The sequence below is a fragment of the Dinghuibacter silviterrae genome (genome assembly GCF_004366355.1).
Lineage (GTDB): Bacteria > Bacteroidota > Bacteroidia > Chitinophagales > Chitinophagaceae > Dinghuibacter > Dinghuibacter silviterrae.
In genome coordinates, this window is sequence record NZ_SODV01000002.1 from 2,164,740 (window position 1) to 2,181,722 (window position 16,983).

Below are 16,983 nucleotides of genomic sequence, written 5' to 3' on the forward strand. Positions count from 1 at the left end.
TATGCTCAGGAATTATATCATCGTCGCACTTCGCAGTCTTTGGAAGAATAAGGGTTTTTCTGCGATCAACATCGCCGGGCTTGCGCTGGGCATGGCCTGCAGTCTGCTCATCGTGCTTTGGGTAAAGGATGAAAAGAGCGTGGATGCCTTCCACGCTCAAGGGGATCGTTTGTACCGGATCACCGGCCGGACCTATTTCGACGGGAAGACCGGCGGGCAATATGGCATGCCCGGGTTACTGGCCCGGCAACTGAAGCGGGACATCCCGGAGGTCCAGATGGCCACCACGTACTTGGACATGGACGTGCATACATTCATGGTGGGGGATAAGTTGATCAAGGAAAAAGGCGCGAGTGCCGATAGCGACTATTTCCGCATGTTCAGCTACCCGCTGTTGGCAGGCCGCGCTGAAGACGCCCTGAGCGGTCCCCTGAGCATCGCGATCTCCCGGCAAATGGCGGTGAATTTCTTTGGCAATCCCGCGTCCGCGCTTGGCCAGACCATCCGTTACGACAACAAGCACGACTTCAAGGTAACGGCCGTTTTCGACGACCTTCCTGCCAATGTCTCCGAGAAGTTCGATTTCGTGCTGAACTGGGACTTTTTGCTCAATGAATATCCCTTTCTCAAACCCTGGGACAACTTCAACCCGGAGGTCAATGTGCTTCTTTATCCCCACGCCCGGCCCGAAGCGGTGTCACCAAAAATCCTGCACTTCCTGGACAAGTTCATCCAGGCGGCGGACGGACCGAATCCCGGCTGGAAGGTGGAATTGAACCTCCAACCCTACAAGGAAGTCTACCTGTACAACCATTTCGGCTCCGACGGGCACCCGGACGGCGGCCGGATCGAATACGTGCACCTGTTTAGCCTGGTGGCCCTGTTCATCCTCCTGATCGCGTGTATCAACTTCATGAACCTGACCACCGCCCGCTCGATCAAAAGGGCGAAGGAGATCGGCGTCCGCAAAGTCCTGGGGGCCGCGCGCGGATTGCTGATCCGTCAGTTTATGGGTGAGGCGATCGTCCTGGCCTTTATATCCGCCCTGGTCGCCATGATCCTGGTGGAGCTGATTCTGCCCGCCTTTAACCAGTTGACCGGCAAACAGATCGCACTTCCGTTAGGACTATGGACGACTTGGGTGCTCCTGTTGGGCTTAGTGATGGTATCGGGGATATTGTCGGGCAGTTATCCCGCCCTCGTCCTAAGCGCCTTTAACCCCGTCCGGGTGCTCAAGGGCGGGACCCTCCGGGCAGGACCCGGCGCGCTTTGGTTCCGCAAAGGACTGGTCGTGTTCCAGTTCGTGCTGTCGATCGTGCTCATTATTTCCACCATCCTCATATCCCGCCAGATCCGCTACGTGGAAGAGGCCAACCTGGGGTATGACCGGGAAAACCTGGTGTACATCCCCATTGAAGGAGACCTGCTGGGCAAAATAGACCTTTTCCGCACCGAGGCCACCCGTTTACCCGGGGTGTCGATGGTCAGCGTTTCCGGCGAGCCGCCCACCCAGGTCGACAATTGGACGATTGGGGTGCAATGGCCGGGCAAAGACCCTAAAGCCAAGCCCGCCTTTAACGTGCTGGGCGTAGGCTATGATTTTACAAAGACGATGGGGATGCAGATGGCCCAGGGCCGGGATTATTCCAGGGACTTTCCCAGCGACTCCGTGGGCTATATCCTGAACAAGGCGGCCGTAGCCAAGATCGGGTATAAAGATCCCATCGGTCAACCCTTAACCTTTTGGGGCCATCCCGGAAGGATCGTAGGGATTATGGAGGACGTCCATTTCCATTCCTTACGCGACGTGGTCAACCCCATGGTCATCCACCTGGAGGAAAAAGACAACGAGGGCGTTTTTCTCGTCCGGACCCAGGCCGGCAAGACCCGGCAGGCGCTGTCCGGCCTGGAACAATTGTGTAAAACGCTCAACCCAAAATTCCCCTTCACGTACCAGTTCTCCAGCGAGGAATACACCAAACTCTATAAGAGCGAGGAACTCGTCGGCCGGCTGTCCGTCATTTTTGCAGCCCTGGCGATCGTGATTTCCTGTCTGGGCCTTCTCGGTCTGTCCATTTTCACCGCGGTGCAACGCACCAAGGAGATCGGCATCCGCAAAGTCCTGGGCGCGGGCATGCTCAACCTGTTCAACCTCCTGTCCCGCGAATTCCTTGTCCTGGTGGGGATCGCCTTTGCCATCGCGGGCCCGCTGGCCTGGTGGGCCATGAACGAATGGCTCCGGCATTTCGCCTATCGCACGCCCGTCAGTTGGTGGATCTTTGCCGCCTCGGGGGCCATCGCCTTTGCCATTGCCCTGGCCACCGTCTGTTACCAGGCGATACGGACCGCCAAGGCCAGTCCAATTAAAAGCTTAAGAACTGAATGATATGATCAAGAACTATCTGAAAATGGCCATCAGGAACCTCAGGAGACATTCCCTGACGTCCTTTATCAACCTGTCAGGGTTGACCATCGGGTTGACCTGCTGCCTGCTGATCCTGGTGTATATCCTCCACGAGCTGAGCTACGATCGCTATAACCGGAACGCCGACCGCATTTACAGGGTGACGCGTATCTTCTACGGCGCCCACCACAGCGAGTCCCTGCACCTCGGGACGGTGGCCCCGCCTTTCGGACCGTTGCTGCAAAATGATTTTCCCGACATACAGGCGGAAACACAGGTGTTCCCGTTCGGGGTATTGCCGATGCGGTTTGGGGAAAAGAAATTCAATGAACAGGCCGCCGTTTTTGCCGACGAAAATATGCCCAAGGTGTTCGATGTTACCTCCGTGTCGGGGGGTGACCCCGCCGCCGCGTTGAAAGAACCGTATACCGTCCTGCTGAGCGAAACCGAGGCGCGCAAATATTTCGGATCGGATAATCCGCTGAACAAGGTCATCCGCTACAACGACCAGGTCGACTTCAAGGTTGCGGGTGTGTACAGGGATTTTCCCAGCAATGCACACATCCATCCGTCGATGCTCCTGTCCTGGAGCTCGCTCCGCGATACGGTCCTGTACGGAGAGGAACAGCTCCGGACCAACTTCGGGAACAATTCCGTGCTGACGTACGTCCTGTTGCCAAAGGGGTATCCCGTTGCCTCGCTGGTGGCGCAGTTCCCCGCTTTCATCGACCGGCACATGAAGCCCAACAATGACGGCACCAAGGCGTCCACCGGCACCGAGCTCACGCTGCAAAAGCTGACCGATATCCACCTCCGTTCCCACCTCGACTTCGAGGCCGAGGAGAACGGCGACATCGTCAAGGTGTACATCTTTGGCGCCATTGCGCTTTTTATCCTGCTCATCGCGTGTATCAACTATATGAACCTTGCCACGGCCCGGTCTGCACTTAGGGCCCGGGAAATCGGCATCCGCAAGACCGTGGGGGCGGGGAGGGGAGAGCTTATCCTCCAGTTCCTGGCCGAATCCGTGCTGATCGCCTGGGTGGCCATGGTCCTGGCACTCGTCCTGGCCTATACGGCCTTGCCCTACATGGGTGACCTGTCGGGCCGGACCCTGGACATGCGTGTGTTATGGGGCGGGGTGACGGTTCCCTTGCTGGTGCTGCCCTTCCTGGTGGGCGTGCTTTCCGGTCTTTACCCGGCCCTGGTCCTTTCGGGTTTTAAACCCGTCAAGGTCCTCAAGGGTTTTTTCAAGGCGGGCACCGGCGACCTTTCCCTGCGCAAGGCCCTGGTCGTGCTCCAGTTTGCCATTTCCATCGTCCTGATCATCTGCACGTCGGTCGTCTTCCAGCAGATCCGGTATATGCTCCACAAACCCCTGGGGTATGACAAGGACTATACCGTCGTTTTCCAATATCAAAATGAACTGGACAACACCTACGACGCCTTCCGCAACCAGCTTTTGGAGGACAGCCGCATCAAAAACGTAACCCGTTCCTCCCGCATCCCCACCGGCCGCCTGCTGGACGAGATGGGGACCTACATCAGCGAAAACGGGAAGATGGAGCCCACCAACCTTAGCCTCAAATACGTCGCCGTGGACCAGGACTTCATCCCCACCTACGGGATGGAGATGAAGGCGGGTAGGAACTTTTCCAGGGCTTACGCGACCGACTCCGCCGCCTTTGTCATCAACGAGGCCGCCGTGCCCGAACTCGGGTGGAAGTCGCCCGAAGACGCCCTGGGGCGCCAGATCCGGTACGGGGGCCAGGACGGCAAGATCATCGGCGTAATGAACGACATCTATTTCGAGTCCCTGCACCAGCAGATCAGCCCGCTCATCTTTATCTACCGGGGAACCAGGACGAACTTCTACGGTCAGGTAAGCGTCAAGATCAGCGGCGCCGATATCCCCGGCGCGCTGAACCATATCGAAGAGACCTATAAGCGCTTTATACCCGAAAAGGCCTTCGACCACATTTTCCTGGACCAGCGCTTCGACGTCATCTATAAGGCGGAGATCCGTCAAGGATCCATCTTTACCTTGTTCGCCGGGATCGCTATCTTTATCGCTTGCCTGGGGCTTTTGGGGCTGTCGGCCTTTACCATTTCCCAAAGGGTAAAGGAGATCGGCATCCGCAAAGTGCTGGGCGCCGGTACCGCGGGGATCGTGCGGCTCATATCGGTGGACTTCCTGAAACTCGTCCTGGTCGCCGCCCTGATCGCCTTTCCCGTGGCCTGGTACGCCATGCACCGCTGGCTGGAAGGATTTGCCTACCGGATACCGGTGCATTGGTGGATCTTCCTGGCCGCCGGCGTATCCGCCCTGTTGATCGCTTTTGTGACCATCAGCATCCAGACCATTAAGGCCGCGGCCGCCAACCCTGTCAAAAATCTACGTTCGGAATAAATGAATACTATGCATCAATCCATGAATTTTGTAAAAGGAGCGCTTGCGGCAATGGCCGTCTGTGGAATCATTGCCACGGGACATGCTCAGGATACGACGATGAGGGTGCCGGATGAGCAGCTTAACCTGCGCCAGTGTGTGGACATCGCGATAAAGAACAACCTCACGCTTCGAACCAGCCAGTTGACGCTGGAAACCGACCGGGCCCTTTACCAGCAGGCCATAGGCAACATGCTGCCCAACGTCGGGCTCACGGTCAACCACCAGGAATACACCGGTAAGAGCATCAACCCGTATACTTATTCCTACGTTTCCCAAAGCCAGCTGACGGCCAGCTATTCCCTGTCCGCGTATGTCACGCTTTGGGCGGGCTCCAGCCTCCAGCACTTCCTCAAACAGAACCGGGAAGCCTACCAGGCGGGCGGGTTTGACGTACAACAGGCCAAGGACAACCTGACCATCACGATCATCCTTGACTACCTCAGCGTGTTGAGCGCCCAGGAGCAATTAAAGGCGGCCATGGTCCAGGACTCGGCCACGCGCGAACAGGTCCGGGTCTACGCCGCCAGAAACCAACAGGGATCGATCAACCCCGGCGACTACTTCACCCTGAAGGGGCAGCTCAGCCAGAACGACGTAACCGTTGCCACCGCCGTCAACACCCTGGAAACGGCAAAAGTGGCCTTGTCCAAAGACATGAACGTCCAGTATTCCTCGTCCATCAGCCTCGTGCCCGTGGGCGATACCGCCGCGTCTTCCCCCTATGGGGCCAGCATAGAGGATATGTATGCGTATTCCATCGTCCACCTGCCGTTGATCGAGTCCGTCGATCTGAAGGAACAAAGCGCACGGAACGGTTTGAAGGGCGCCAAAGGCACGCTCCTGCCTGTCCTATACCTCACCGGGGGTATGAATACCAACTATTCCAACCTTGCCCAGGGAGAGACTTATGTCAATACGACCCAGGAGAATACGCAGCAATATGTCACGGTTGGCGGCAGTACTTATGACGTATATGTTTCCCAGAAAAATTACCAACCCAATACCCTCCGCTACGGATACCAGTTGTCCAACAACATCAACTACAGTCTGGGCCTCCAGCTCAGCGTCCCCATCCTCAATGGGTTTAGTGCAAGGACCCGTGTCCGGAACGCCAGAATCACCGAAGAATCAACACGGTTTAATCAATCCACCGCGCGTCTCCAACTGCGCCAGGCGATTGCTACGGACTATATCAACATGACGTCCGCGTACAAAAGCTATATGGCGCTCCAGCAGGCAGTGTCCGACTATGGGGCCGCCTACAGCGCGGCGCTGGCGCGGCTCGACGCCGGGGTCATCACCAGCTATGAATTCGTGGGTGCCAAAAACAGCCTGGACGGCGCGACGCTCAACCTGATCGGCGCCAAGTACAATTACATCCTGCAGTCGAAGATCCTGGACTACTATATGGGGAGGCTTACGCTGTAGACCGGGCTTCACCGAACGTGAAACGGTAGCGGCGCGTATCGTGGATGCTCCAGTCCATGTTCGCCGCTACGATGTGCTGAAGCGCGTGCACGTAGTGTACGAGGGCGGGTGTCGTCGCCAGGGGCCCGGTGTTCAGCCCGGCCGCCGCCCCAGCCGCCGCCCCGGCGAGGACCTCCTCCGCCAGCGCTGCGAAGCGTGCGACGTCATGGTCATGCAGCGCCGCCGCTTCCCGGATGGCATCCTCCAGGTCGTATTCCCGCTCGTGCGCCAGGACGAGGGCCAGGTTACACCGGTCCCCGTTGGCCCACTCTTTATCCAGGGAAAAAAGGTCGTTAGACCAGCAGACGACATTACAGCACAAAAGCGTGAGGATCTCGATCCGGGGATCCTTCCGCTGGACCGGGTTCAGGTGGTGACCGCACAACACTTCCGCCAGCGCCGGTTCGAGGTGAACCGCCCCCAGGTAGGGCCGGTAGCGTGTATACGCCGCAAGGCTGGGCCAGGCCTCCATATCCAGCCATTGGGCTTCCAGCTTACAGGCATCCAGGTACCGGTACATACCGCGGACGAAGTGCTCCTGCCAGTCGGGGGTCGAGATCTGCCGAAGTCTCGCCCACAGGTCCTCCAGGGCGGTGGCTAGTGTTGAACCCATGGGGGCAGCTATGGGCCCGGCGGCGGCCGCAACTGTGGGCCCGGCCATGGCCGCGGTTGTGGCCGCCGCCGGGACGGGATAGCCCGCCAGCACCAGGGACAGGTCGGTCGCAAGGCTGCGAACGTATTCGTATTTCTGACCCGTGGGAACTTCGTCGCAACTATCGTCCAACAGGAACAGCCAGACATTGAAAGCCGCCGCCAGCGACAACTGGGGCAGGTCGGCGTCCGGGAAACAACGGGCCGCAAACCACGTAAACCGGCTGGCCCGGTAACCTTCCGCCCACTGCGCGTCCGTCGCCAGGCCATGGTGCTGGACCCACTGGATCACCTGCGTGTCTGCCTCCCGTACAAAAGGGTTAATGGCCGAGCGAAAAGGGTTGCGCAAAACCGGTATTTCCATACGGACAAACTAGGGTAAATCCCCCGGGACGGGCTTTTAATTCGGGAATTTTTCCCGTGCGGCCCTACCTTTGTGCCATGCGGCCTCTCATCCTTTGTTTACTCCTGGCCGGATGGGCTTGTCACTCAGGTCCCTCCACCCAGAAGCGGTACGACAGCACGACGATGACCCCTGGCGGAAAGGACTCTCTCAGCAATGGGGCGCCCCAGGACGTCGACTCCCTGGAAGCCCAGATCCATGCCCCCGATACCGTTTTTGAGGATGGCAGCAGGCCCACCTCCTGGGCCGCCGCCGGGTTCAACAACCCCGAACGGTTCAAGCGCTTTCTGATGCTTTTTAAAGACTGGGTGAAAAAGGACCAGGTCGACAGCATCACCGACCACGTCCGTTTCCCCCTCCGCGCCGCAGGGTCCCCCGCCTGGTTCAAAGAACGCTACACCCACCTGTTTACCCCCGCCTTGAAGACCGCCATCTTCCGCCAGCGCCTCGACCGGGTTTTCCGGAATGGCCAGGGCGCCATGATCGGCAGGGGGGAGGTTTGGTTTCAGGAGATCAGGGGACGTTACTACGTCACCGCCATCAATTAAAAAAAAATCGCCACCTTGTAGGGGTATTTATCCGCTGGGTTGTCTTTTATCAAAACCAAGGACTTGCCCGCACAAACCCACTACATGGAGGAACTGCCCCCGGGACCCACCCTGACGGAGGACGCGTTCGAACGCCTGTTCAAAAGCCACTTCTCGCGGCTGCACGCGTACGCGTGTACCCTCCTCAGGGAAAGCCACCAGGCCGAGGAAATGGTGCAGAACGTCTTTGTCAAGCTTTACGAAAAAGGCGACGGGATCCGCATCGACACTTCGGTGGAAGCCTATCTTTATCGTTCGGTATACTACGAATGCCTCAACCACCGGAAACACCTCAAGGTCCGCCGCGTCTACCAGGCCCACGCCGCGCGGCAAGGCGAGCCCGTTACCGGCGTGCCCTTTGCCGGCGCTTCCGGTACCCGCGAGCTGGAAGCCCGCCTCCGCAAAGCCATGAACGACCTCCCTGAGCAATGCCGCACCATCTTCCAGCTCAGCCGTTTCGAATCCCTCAAATACCGCGAGATCGCCGGCGTGCTCGATATCTCCGTAAAAACAGTGGAAAATCAAATGGGCAAGGCCCTCCGCATCCTTCGGGAACGGCTCGCCGATTTTTTGCCCGCACTTTTATTCATTCTTTATAACACCATAGTTCATGTCGTCAGCACAGCATCGTGATCCCCGCGATCCCATAATGGACGGCCTCCTGGTGAAATACCTGCTGGGCGAGGCATCCGCGGAAGAGCGGGAAACCGTGACCCGGTGGTGCGCCCTCGACGCCGCCAACCGCAAGTACTTCGACGACTTCCGCTTGCTCTGGGATACCGGGCGGGCCCTCGCCCCGGAGCTCCGCGCGGACCCGGAGGCCGCCTGGGAGCGGTTTGTGGAGCGGAGGACGGCGCCGGGCGCCGGGCGGCGCGCATCCGGGCCGCGCCAGAGCGCGTCGCAGCCGGGCGACGCGCTGCCGGCCCGGCGTGTTCTCCTGCGCTGGATGGTGGCCGCCGCCATGGTGCTCCTCCTCGGCGGGGCGGCCACCTGGTGGTGGCTGTCCCGACCCCTTGTGCTGGATGCCCCGACGGCCGCACTGACGGCAACCCTGCCCGACGGCTCCTCCGTCACCCTGAACGCCCACTCGACCTTACGATATAAGGACCGCGCCGTTACTCTCGAAGGGGAAGGCTTTTTCACCATCGCGCCCGACGCGTACAAACCTTTCGTGGTCCACGCGGGCAATGCCACCATACAGGTCCTGGGTACGTCGTTCAATGTGCGGACCCGTGATTCCGCGGTCGCGGTCGTGGTCGAGACGGGTAGGGTAGCGGTCAGCCTTGGCGCGGACCGCCAGGTGATCAGCGCCGGGGAAAGGGTGCAGGCAGATGAAAAAGGACTTTTGAAGTGGGCCAGCAGCGACGAGCTCTATCAGTATTACCGCACCCGCTTGTTCGTCTGCCGGGCGACGCCCTTGGGCGAACTCCTGCGCACCGTCAGCGAGGCGTACAACGTACCCATCCTTTTGGTCCCGCCGGACACCGACACCAAACCCCTTACCGGGACCTACCGGTTTGGTTCCCTGGACAGTCTCCTGAACGTCGTCACCCAGACACTGGGGCTGACGTGGACAAGAAATGGAAAGGAGGTCGTCATCCGATGAGGGGGCTTTTTCTACACGCCTTGCTGCTCGCTTGCGTATCCGGGGTGCACGCCCAAGGCGTCCCGGAGGCCCGTGCCCAGGGCGTCTTGAGGGCGCGTCCTCAGGGCGTCTTGGAGGCGCGTCCCCAGGGCGTCCTGGACCGGCGGATCAGCCTGCGCGTGCACCGCTTGCCGCTGGCCGCCGCGCTCGACACCATCGCCGCCCGCGGCAGTTTTGCCTTTTCCTACAACAGTACCATCCTCCCTGGTGACAGCCTTGTTTCCTTTTCGGGCTCCGGCTCCGTCCGGCAGGTATTGGACGCGCTGCTGGGTGCCCGTTATCAATATGTCCCGCGCGACGGATACGTGATTATCGTCCGCGCGCCCGCGCCACCCGCCGTGTACACGGTAACCGGCACCGTTATCGACCAGGCCACCGGCATGCCCGTGGCCAACGCCAGCGTCTATGAACCGGAAAAGCTCCAGTCCACGCTCACCGATGAACATGGTTTTTTCCGGCTCCGCCTCCGGGAACACGGTCCGTTTCTTGCCGTTAGCAAAGAGTGGTACGAGGACACGATCTTTACACCGGAGTCCGGCCACGATTGCCGGGTGCTCCTCCGCCCCGTCCCCGTCACCGAAATCACCCCGGTCGTGATCACGTCGTCCATCGAACGCAGTTGGTGGGGCCGTTTGTTTCTAACATCGCGCCAACGCGTCCAAAGCCTTAACCTCGTCCACTTCTTTACCGATAAACCTTACCAGGTATCGCTCGTGCCCAGCATCGGCACCCAGGGCAGGATGGGCTCCCAGGTCACGAATACCGTGTCCCTTAACCTCATCGGCGGCTACAGCGCCGGCACCCATGGCGTGGAAATCGCCGGCGTTTTCAACCTCGACAGGAAGAGCGTCCGGCATGTCCAGGCCGCCGGCGCGTTCAATATCGCCGGTGGGACGGTGGTGGGCCTCCAGGCCGCCGGCTGCGCCAATGTCGATATGGATTCCGCCCGCGGAGCGATCCTCGCCGGGGGCGCCAATGTGGTGTACGGCTCCGCGAGCGGGGCCTTGATCGCCGGCGGCGCCAACCTGGTGCATGGCACCGTCCAGGGAGCTGTTCTCGCCGGCGGCGCCAACATCGTACATGGCTCCGTCAGCGGGGTCCTCGCCGCCGCGGGCGCCAACGTCGTGCATGGCCAGGTATTTGGCGCGCAGATCGCCGGGGCCTTCAACGACTGCCGTGGAACGGTCTACGGTCTCCAGGCCAGTGCACTGTACAACCACGCCGTCCACCTGAAGGGCGTCCAGATCGGCCTGATCAATATCGCCGACACTTCCTCCGGTTACAGCATCGGCCTGGTCAGCTTTGTCCGCCACGGTCTTCACCAGGTGTCCGTGTCGTATGACGATGGATGGACGCTCGCCTACAGAAGCGGGAACCCAAAGCTCTACAGCATTTTACTGGCCGGGTACAACCCCGACGGCCCCACCATCGGGTACGGTGCGGGCCGGGCCTTTCCCCTGGCCGGGCGCTGGGGGATCACCACCGAGGTGGCCGTCCGGCAAGTCTATGACCGGCACTGGAACGAAGAAGGCACCGTCTACCGGCTGAGCCCTTCGCTCACATTTCGGTTGTCCCATACCGTTAGCGTATTTGCCGGACCCTATGGATCGCTCTATGTGCCGTCCGGCCGGCATTCCAGGGACGTGCCCCCCTTCGGCGCGGCGGCGGGGCTTTTATTCTTTTAAGCGGAATAGGGGTAACACGCCGCATGGTTGTCGTATAAGAACAATACAACGATCATGCGTATCATTTCCATTTTCTTCTTTTTTCTGTGCGCCCTCTCCGTTCATGCCCAGGATTCCGTCGCCTTCAAACCCCTTCCGTGGCAGGTTTCCGTCTTTCCCGGTATCAGCACCCACGGCAGGGCCGACCGCCAGACCGTCAACCATATTTCCCTTAACCTCGCCGGGGGTGTCGAGCGTGGGCTCGACGGCGTGGAGCTGGGCGGCGTATTCAACATCGACCTTCGCAGTATTCGCTATGTGCAGGCCGCGGGGGTTTTCAATTACGTCGGAGACTCGGTGCGCGGGGTCCAGGCGGCGGGGCTGGCCAACATTGCCGGTGGGCCGGTGCGCGGTCTGCAAGCCGCCGGGTTGCTCAACCTGGCGCGGCGACCGTTGAAGGGCCTCCAGGCCGCGGGTCTCGCGAACGCCGACGGTGACTCTGTGCGCGGCACACAAGTCGCCGGTCTCGCCAACCTCACCCGCGGCACCGTACACGGTGCCCAGGTCGCCGGCTTCTACAACCAGGCGCGTCACCTGAAGGGCGTCCAGATCGGCATTGTCAACGTGGCCGACACCTCCTCCGGCTACAGCGTCGGTCTTGTCAATATCGTGCATAAGAATGGCTTCCGGCAAATATCTGTTTGGGAGGAAGACGTTACCGGCATCTCCGTCGGTTTTAAAAGCGGTACGTCCCGCTTATACGGAATCCTCCTGGCCGGTTTTGACGACTGGTCCACGACAAAAACGTATGCTGCAGGAGCCGGTATCGGTACCCGGTGGCCCCTGGGCCGTCAGTGGATTTTTTCCGGTGAACTCATCCAGCAGCAGGTATTCAGCGACAGTTGGAAATACCTGGGCGAGGTTGTCCGCGGCAAACCCTCGCTGGCTTTCCGGCTCACGCCCCACGCGAGCCTTTCGGCGGGGCCGACGGTCAATTTGTATACCGCCTCGTCGAACCTGCCCGCCGGTGCGCATGTGTCGGACATCCCCGGTGGCGGCTGGCCGTCCCGGACCTGGGGTAAGCAAACCGTGGTATGGGTTGGCGCTGCTGTTGGCCTGAATTTTTGGTAAATTCCTGCGCTCTTCAAATGATGAACAAGCTTTTTAATTATATTGTATAATGACACCAAAGCACTGGGCGTTCATCTTTCTCACAAGCGTCACGATGTCTGCCGCGGCCCAGCAGCAGCCCCAAGGTTATACCCGGGTCAACCGAACGCTGAGCGCAGTCACCGGCTTTGTCCACATGAACGAGCTCCCGGGTGACGGCGTCGCCTGGATCAACGGCAAGACCTGGACCGGCGGCACCCTGGAGTGCGACATCCGCGGCAAGGACGCCTTCCAGCAAAGTTTTGTCGGGATCGCCTTTCATGGGGCCAACGACAGCACCTTCGAAGTGGTGTACCTGCGGCCGTTCAATTTCAGGTCGGCGGATACGCTGCGCAAAAAGCACGCGATCCAGTATATAGCGTTGCCGCGTTTTGATTGGGATACACTCCGCCGGACATTCCCTGGGAAATTCGAGCAACCGGTCACACCGGCGCCGGACCCGAACGATTGGGTTCACCTAAAAATAATAGTAAAGGGAAAGCGGATAGAAGCCTTTGTCAACGGGGCAACAAAGGCCGCGCTGGTCGTGACCTCGCTGGCGGAAATGCGGGGCACGAAGGTGGGGTTTTGGGTAGGGAACGGTTCCGGCGGTGACTTTAAGAATCTGAAGTTGCTATATTAATTTAACTATATTGTGCCTTATGACATCATCGGTAAGGCACTGGACGCTTCTCCTTCTGACGGGCATGGTGGGGGCTTGTAACACAAAGCCACAGACCCTTTTCACGGATATGCCCGCCGATTATACGCACGTTGATTTCCGTAACGACATCAAGGAAGACGAGGATTATAACATCCTTACGTATGAGTACCTGTATAACGGGGCCGGCGTTGCCGTGGGGGATGTGAACGGGGACGGGTTACCGGATATTTTCCTGGTGTCGAATATGGGAAGCTGTAAGCTGTATCTCAACAAAGGCCACTTTCAATTTGAGGACGTAACGGATAAGGCCGGGGTCGGTGGGCGAAACGGTTGGAAAACGGGTGCGGTGATGGCGGACGTGAATGGGGATGGCCTTTTGGACATTTATCTTTGCCACTCGGGACCAGGACCGGACTCGATGCGAAGGAACGAACTGTTCATCAACAACGGGGTGCATAACGGCGTGCCTACTTTTACCGAATCTGCCGAAGCTTATGGCCTGGATGCGCCGGGCACCTTTACGACGACGGTGGCTTTTTTTGACATGGACAACGACGGGGACCTGGATATGTTCATGGTCAACCACGCCGACATGTTTTTCAACCCTTTTTTCAATACAGACAAGCTGCGTTCGACGCGGAATGCGCGTTTTGGCAACCGGTTGTACCGGAACGACAACGGGCATTTTACGGACATCAGCGATCAGGCGGGGATCTATGGGAGCGGGTTGAACTTTGGTTTGAGCGCATCGATCGGGGACGTAAATGGGGACGGGTGGCCGGACATCTATACGACGAACGACTATGACGAGCGGGACTTCCTCTATTTGAACAACCACGATGGGACTTTCCGGGAAGTCCTGGACAAGGCGGCGGGGCATATCTCGGAGTTTTCGATGGGCTCCGATATGGCGGACTACAACAACGATGGATGGCCGGACATTGCGGTCCTGGATATGCTTCCGGAGGATAACCACCGGCAAAAGATGCTCAGAGGACCCGACGGCTATGACAAGTATACGATGCGGGTGGACCACGGGCTGCACCACCAGCAGATGCGCAACACGCTCCAACTGAACAATGGGGTGGACAGCACGGGGATGCCGATCTTTAGCGAGATAGGCCAGATGGCGGGGATATCCTCGACGGACTGGAGCTGGGCGCCCCTGTTTGCGGATTTTGACAACGACGGCTGGAAGGATCTTTTTGTCTCCAACGGGATTCTCCGCGACATGACCAACATGGACTTTGTAAAGTATACCTCCGGGTATTCTTCGGGATACAATGCAAAGGAGGCGAATGATAAGACCGCGATGTGGCAGTTGGTTCAGAACATGCCGTCCACACCGCTGCAGAATTATCTTTTCCATAACGATCACAACCTTTGTTTTACCGACGTCACCAAGGACTGGGGCATTACCCAGCCCGGCATCCATAACGGGGCCGCTTATGTGGACCTGGATGGGGATGGGGACCTGGACCTGGTCATCAATAACCTCAACGGGGGGGTGAGCATCTATCGGAATAATGCCTCGGAATTGTTGCACCGGCACTATTTGCGGATACGGTTAAAGGGGGAGGGGCGAAATACGTACGGCATCGGTGCCAAGGTGAAAGTAACCACCGCACACGGGACGCAATTCTATGAAGAGTATACGTGTCGCGGGTTTCAGTCTTCGGTCGATCCGGTCATGCACGTCGGGTTGGGCGACGATAGCCTCGCGGAGGCGGTTGTCGTGACCTGGCCGGGTGGCAAACAATCGGCCCTGAGCCATGTCAAAGGAGATACGCTGTTGGTGATCGATGAACAGGGCGCCACGACACCCGCGGCGAATCAGCCCAACGCAGCCGCGACCCATTTTCGCGACGTCACCGCCGCCACCGGTATAAAATACGTCCACCAGCAATCCAACACCGTTGACTTCAAAATCGCCCCGCTGCTGCCCTACCAACTCTCAAAGGTTGGCCCCTGCCTGGCCAAAGGCGATGTCAACGGCGATGGTCTTGAAGACGTCTTTATCGGGGGCTCGGCGGGATATGACTGCAAACTGTACCTCCAAACCAAAGACGGCAGGTTTGTGGAAGCCCCGGACCAACCGTGGAATGCAGACAAGAGCTATACGACCACCGACGCGCTTTTCTTCGATGCCGACGGCGATGGTGCGCCGGACCTGTACCTGGTGAGCGGGGGGGCGGACTATCCGCTGGGGGACAAACACTACCAGGACCGGTTTTTTGAAAACGACGGCCATGGCCATTTCAAAGAAGTCGTGGGGGCCTTGCCCCCGGAGACGGTGAGCGGCGCCTGTGTGCGTGCGGCGGATGTGGACCATGACGGGAAACCCGATCTTTTTGTGGGCGGCGCCGTCCAACCGGGGCTTTTCCCTGAGGCACCGGAGAGCTTTGTATTAAAAAACGTTAGCCAAAAGGGGAACATCAAATTTGAAAAAATACAAACGCTTACCCCGGGTATGGTGGCGGACGCGTGTTGGATCGATCTGAACAAGGACGGGTGGGAAGACCTGGTCGTGGTTGGACCTTTTATGCCCATCACGGTTTTGGAAAACCACAACGGAAAGCTGGAGGATGAAACAAAAGGGTATGGCCTGGACACTACCCGCGGCTGGTGGTGCCGTCTGGCAGCGGCGGACCTGGACCATGACGGGGATACGGACCTGGTGGTCGGGAATCTGGGGTTGAACACGCAGTATAAAGCCTCAAAAAGCGAGCCCCTCACGATCACCTACGCCGACTTCGACCAGGACGGCGTCCTTGACCCGATCATTTGTTTTTACAATGGAGGCGTGAGCTATCCCGCGGTGACACGGGACGAACTTTTTGACCAGATGCCCTCCCTCCAGAAAAAATTCGGCCGGTACAAGGACTATGCGGACGCACAGCTTGTGGATATGTTTTCCAGTGCACAACTGGCGGGAGCGAAATCGGTTTCGTTAACCATGTTATCCTCTATTGTCCTGCGCAATGATGGAAATAAACACTTTACTGTATTACCTTTACCCATGTATGCGCAGATGAGTGCGGCCAACGGCATCCTCATCAAAGACCTGGATGGTGATGGAAAAGAAGACATTTTGCTTGCCGGAAATTTTTTCCCGATGCGGGTGCAACAAGGCCCGCTGGATGCAAGCATCGGTCTTTTCCTGAGGGGTGATGGCAAAGGTCATTTTGATCCCGTTCCCTATGCGGACACCCGGTTGTACATGCCGGGGGATATTCGGAATATCATTGGACTTAAACAGGGAAAACGGTTCCTGGTGGTCGCAGCCAGGAATAACGGTCCCGTTCAGGTGATCCAGCCCTAAGGCGCCGTAGGTGCCGCCGCCACCAGTGTATGCCAGGCTTGCTGCATAGAATACAGTACGAGAACGACGAAACTGCTTTTGAAGAGTTCTACCGGGAACACGTATTCCGTTTGTTCCAGTTTGCCTTTGCATTCGTACGGAACAAGGAGCTTTCCGAAGAGATCGTCAATGACGTTTTCCTCAAATTTTGGCAACACCGTTCCCGGATCGACCAGATCGACAACATCTCCGTGTACCTATACGTGGCCGTAAAGAACACAGCGGCCAATTACCTACGCAGGAAAGGTCTTGATGAACCCGAGCTCACGGCCCATCACTTTTACCTTAGCCCCGATCCGGAACAGTTGCTCGTCACCGAAGAGCTCCGCCGGACGATCCAATACTCCATCGACCGCCTTCCCCCTCGTTGTAAGCTGATATTCAAACTGGTGAAGGAGGATGGTTTGAGTTGTGCCGAAGTCGCCTCCATCCTTGACATATCTTATAAGACCGTCACCACCCAGCTCACCATTGCCCTCAAAAAATTGAGCGAGCACCTTCAGCCGTCGCTGGGGGAACGCCGGATTAAGGCGTGA

12 protein-coding genes are annotated in these 16,983 nt (G+C 58.6%); 11 read left to right on the forward strand and 1 reads right to left on the reverse strand.

Translation table 11 applies throughout. The features are described 5' to 3' along the window. Position 1 precedes the first annotated feature (1 nt). The 3 genes from EDB95_RS25990 to EDB95_RS26000 are packed head-to-tail and all read left to right on the forward strand — an operon-like array spanning position 2 to position 6,284. On the forward strand, positions 2-2,386 hold the full coding sequence (locus EDB95_RS25990; protein WP_133999597.1) for an ABC transporter permease: 2,385 nt from the start codon (positions 2-4) through the stop codon (positions 2,384-2,386). 1 nt (position 2,387) lies between these two features. Beyond that, the gene (locus EDB95_RS25995; RefSeq protein ID WP_133999600.1) at positions 2,388-4,814 is read left to right on the forward strand and encodes an ABC transporter permease; all 2,427 of its coding nucleotides are present in this window, start codon (positions 2,388-2,390) and stop codon (positions 4,812-4,814) included. A 9-nt stretch (positions 4,815-4,823) separates the two neighbouring features. Continuing rightward, the gene (locus EDB95_RS26000) at positions 4,824-6,284 is read left to right on the forward strand and encodes a TolC family protein (RefSeq protein WP_162852799.1); all 1,461 of its coding nucleotides are present in this window, start codon (positions 4,824-4,826) and stop codon (positions 6,282-6,284) included. Here EDB95_RS26000 and EDB95_RS26005 read toward each other — a convergent pair. Next, entirely contained in the window at positions 6,274-7,338 is a 1,065-nt protein-coding gene (locus EDB95_RS26005) for a terpene synthase family protein (RefSeq protein WP_133999606.1), read from the reverse strand. The two genes, EDB95_RS26000 and EDB95_RS26005, sit on opposite strands and share 11 nt — an antisense overlap. A gap of 77 nt (positions 7,339-7,415) precedes the next feature. On the opposite strand from EDB95_RS26005, the gene EDB95_RS26010 reads away from it, so the two are divergent. The 8 genes from EDB95_RS26010 (at position 7,416) to EDB95_RS26045 (ending at position 16,983) form a co-directional block, all read left to right on the forward strand. Further along, positions 7,416-7,925, forward strand: coding sequence for a hypothetical protein (locus tag EDB95_RS26010; RefSeq protein WP_133999609.1), 510 nt, complete (start codon positions 7,416-7,418; stop codon positions 7,923-7,925). Between the two features lie 63 nt (positions 7,926-7,988). After that, positions 7,989-8,597 (forward strand): RNA polymerase sigma-70 factor, encoded by a 609-nt coding sequence (locus EDB95_RS26015; protein ID WP_211352223.1) that lies wholly within the window; start codon positions 7,989-7,991, stop codon positions 8,595-8,597. Continuing rightward, positions 8,575-9,570 (forward strand): FecR domain-containing protein, encoded by a 996-nt coding sequence (locus tag EDB95_RS26020; RefSeq protein WP_133999612.1) that lies wholly within the window; start codon positions 8,575-8,577, stop codon positions 9,568-9,570. Before EDB95_RS26015 ends, EDB95_RS26020 begins: the two co-directional genes overlap by 23 nt. Continuing rightward, complete coding sequence (locus EDB95_RS26025) at positions 9,534-11,294, forward strand: hypothetical protein (protein ID WP_133999615.1); 1,761 nt, start codon at positions 9,534-9,536, stop codon at positions 11,292-11,294. The genes EDB95_RS26020 and EDB95_RS26025 overlap by 37 nt, the downstream gene beginning before the upstream one ends. Positions 11,295-11,348: 54 nt before the next feature. Then, a complete protein-coding gene (locus tag EDB95_RS26030; RefSeq protein WP_133999618.1) occupies positions 11,349-12,404 on the forward strand; it encodes a hypothetical protein in 1,056 nt (351 codons plus the stop codon). A 49-nt stretch (positions 12,405-12,453) separates the two neighbouring features. Further along, positions 12,454-13,065: a hypothetical protein gene (locus tag EDB95_RS26035; protein WP_133999621.1), complete on the forward strand. Its 612-nt coding sequence runs from the start codon at positions 12,454-12,456 to the stop codon at positions 13,063-13,065. 19 nt (positions 13,066-13,084) lie between these two features. Continuing rightward, on the forward strand, positions 13,085-16,408 hold the full coding sequence (locus tag EDB95_RS26040) for a VCBS repeat-containing protein (protein ID WP_133999624.1): 3,324 nt from the start codon (positions 13,085-13,087) through the stop codon (positions 16,406-16,408). 38 nt (positions 16,409-16,446) lie between these two features. Continuing rightward, entirely contained in the window at positions 16,447-16,983 is a 537-nt protein-coding gene (locus EDB95_RS26045; RefSeq protein WP_162852800.1) for an RNA polymerase sigma-70 factor, read from the forward strand.

Bases quoted from the DNA above. Each gene is read 5' to 3' on its own strand.
- EDB95_RS26040 (WP_133999624.1), top strand. From the start codon at position 13,085: ATGACATCATCGGTAAGGCACTGGACGCTTCTCCTTCTGACGGGCATG.
- EDB95_RS26010 (WP_133999609.1), top strand. From the start codon at position 7,416: ATGCGGCCTCTCATCCTTTGTTTACTCCTGGCCGGATGGGCTTGTCAC.
- EDB95_RS26035 (WP_133999621.1), top strand. From the start codon at position 12,454: ATGACACCAAAGCACTGGGCGTTCATCTTTCTCACAAGCGTCACGATG.
- EDB95_RS25995 (WP_133999600.1), top strand. From the start codon at position 2,388: ATGATCAAGAACTATCTGAAAATGGCCATCAGGAACCTCAGGAGACAT.
- EDB95_RS26030 (WP_133999618.1), top strand. From the start codon at position 11,349: ATGCGTATCATTTCCATTTTCTTCTTTTTTCTGTGCGCCCTCTCCGTT.
- EDB95_RS26020 (WP_133999612.1), top strand. From the start codon at position 8,575: ATGTCGTCAGCACAGCATCGTGATCCCCGCGATCCCATAATGGACGGC.
- EDB95_RS26005 (WP_133999606.1), bottom strand. From the start codon at position 7,338: ATGGAAATACCGGTTTTGCGCAACCCTTTTCGCTCGGCCATTAACCCT.
- EDB95_RS26000 (WP_162852799.1), top strand. From the start codon at position 4,824: ATGCATCAATCCATGAATTTTGTAAAAGGAGCGCTTGCGGCAATGGCC.
- EDB95_RS25990 (WP_133999597.1), top strand. From the start codon at position 2: ATGCTCAGGAATTATATCATCGTCGCACTTCGCAGTCTTTGGAAGAAT.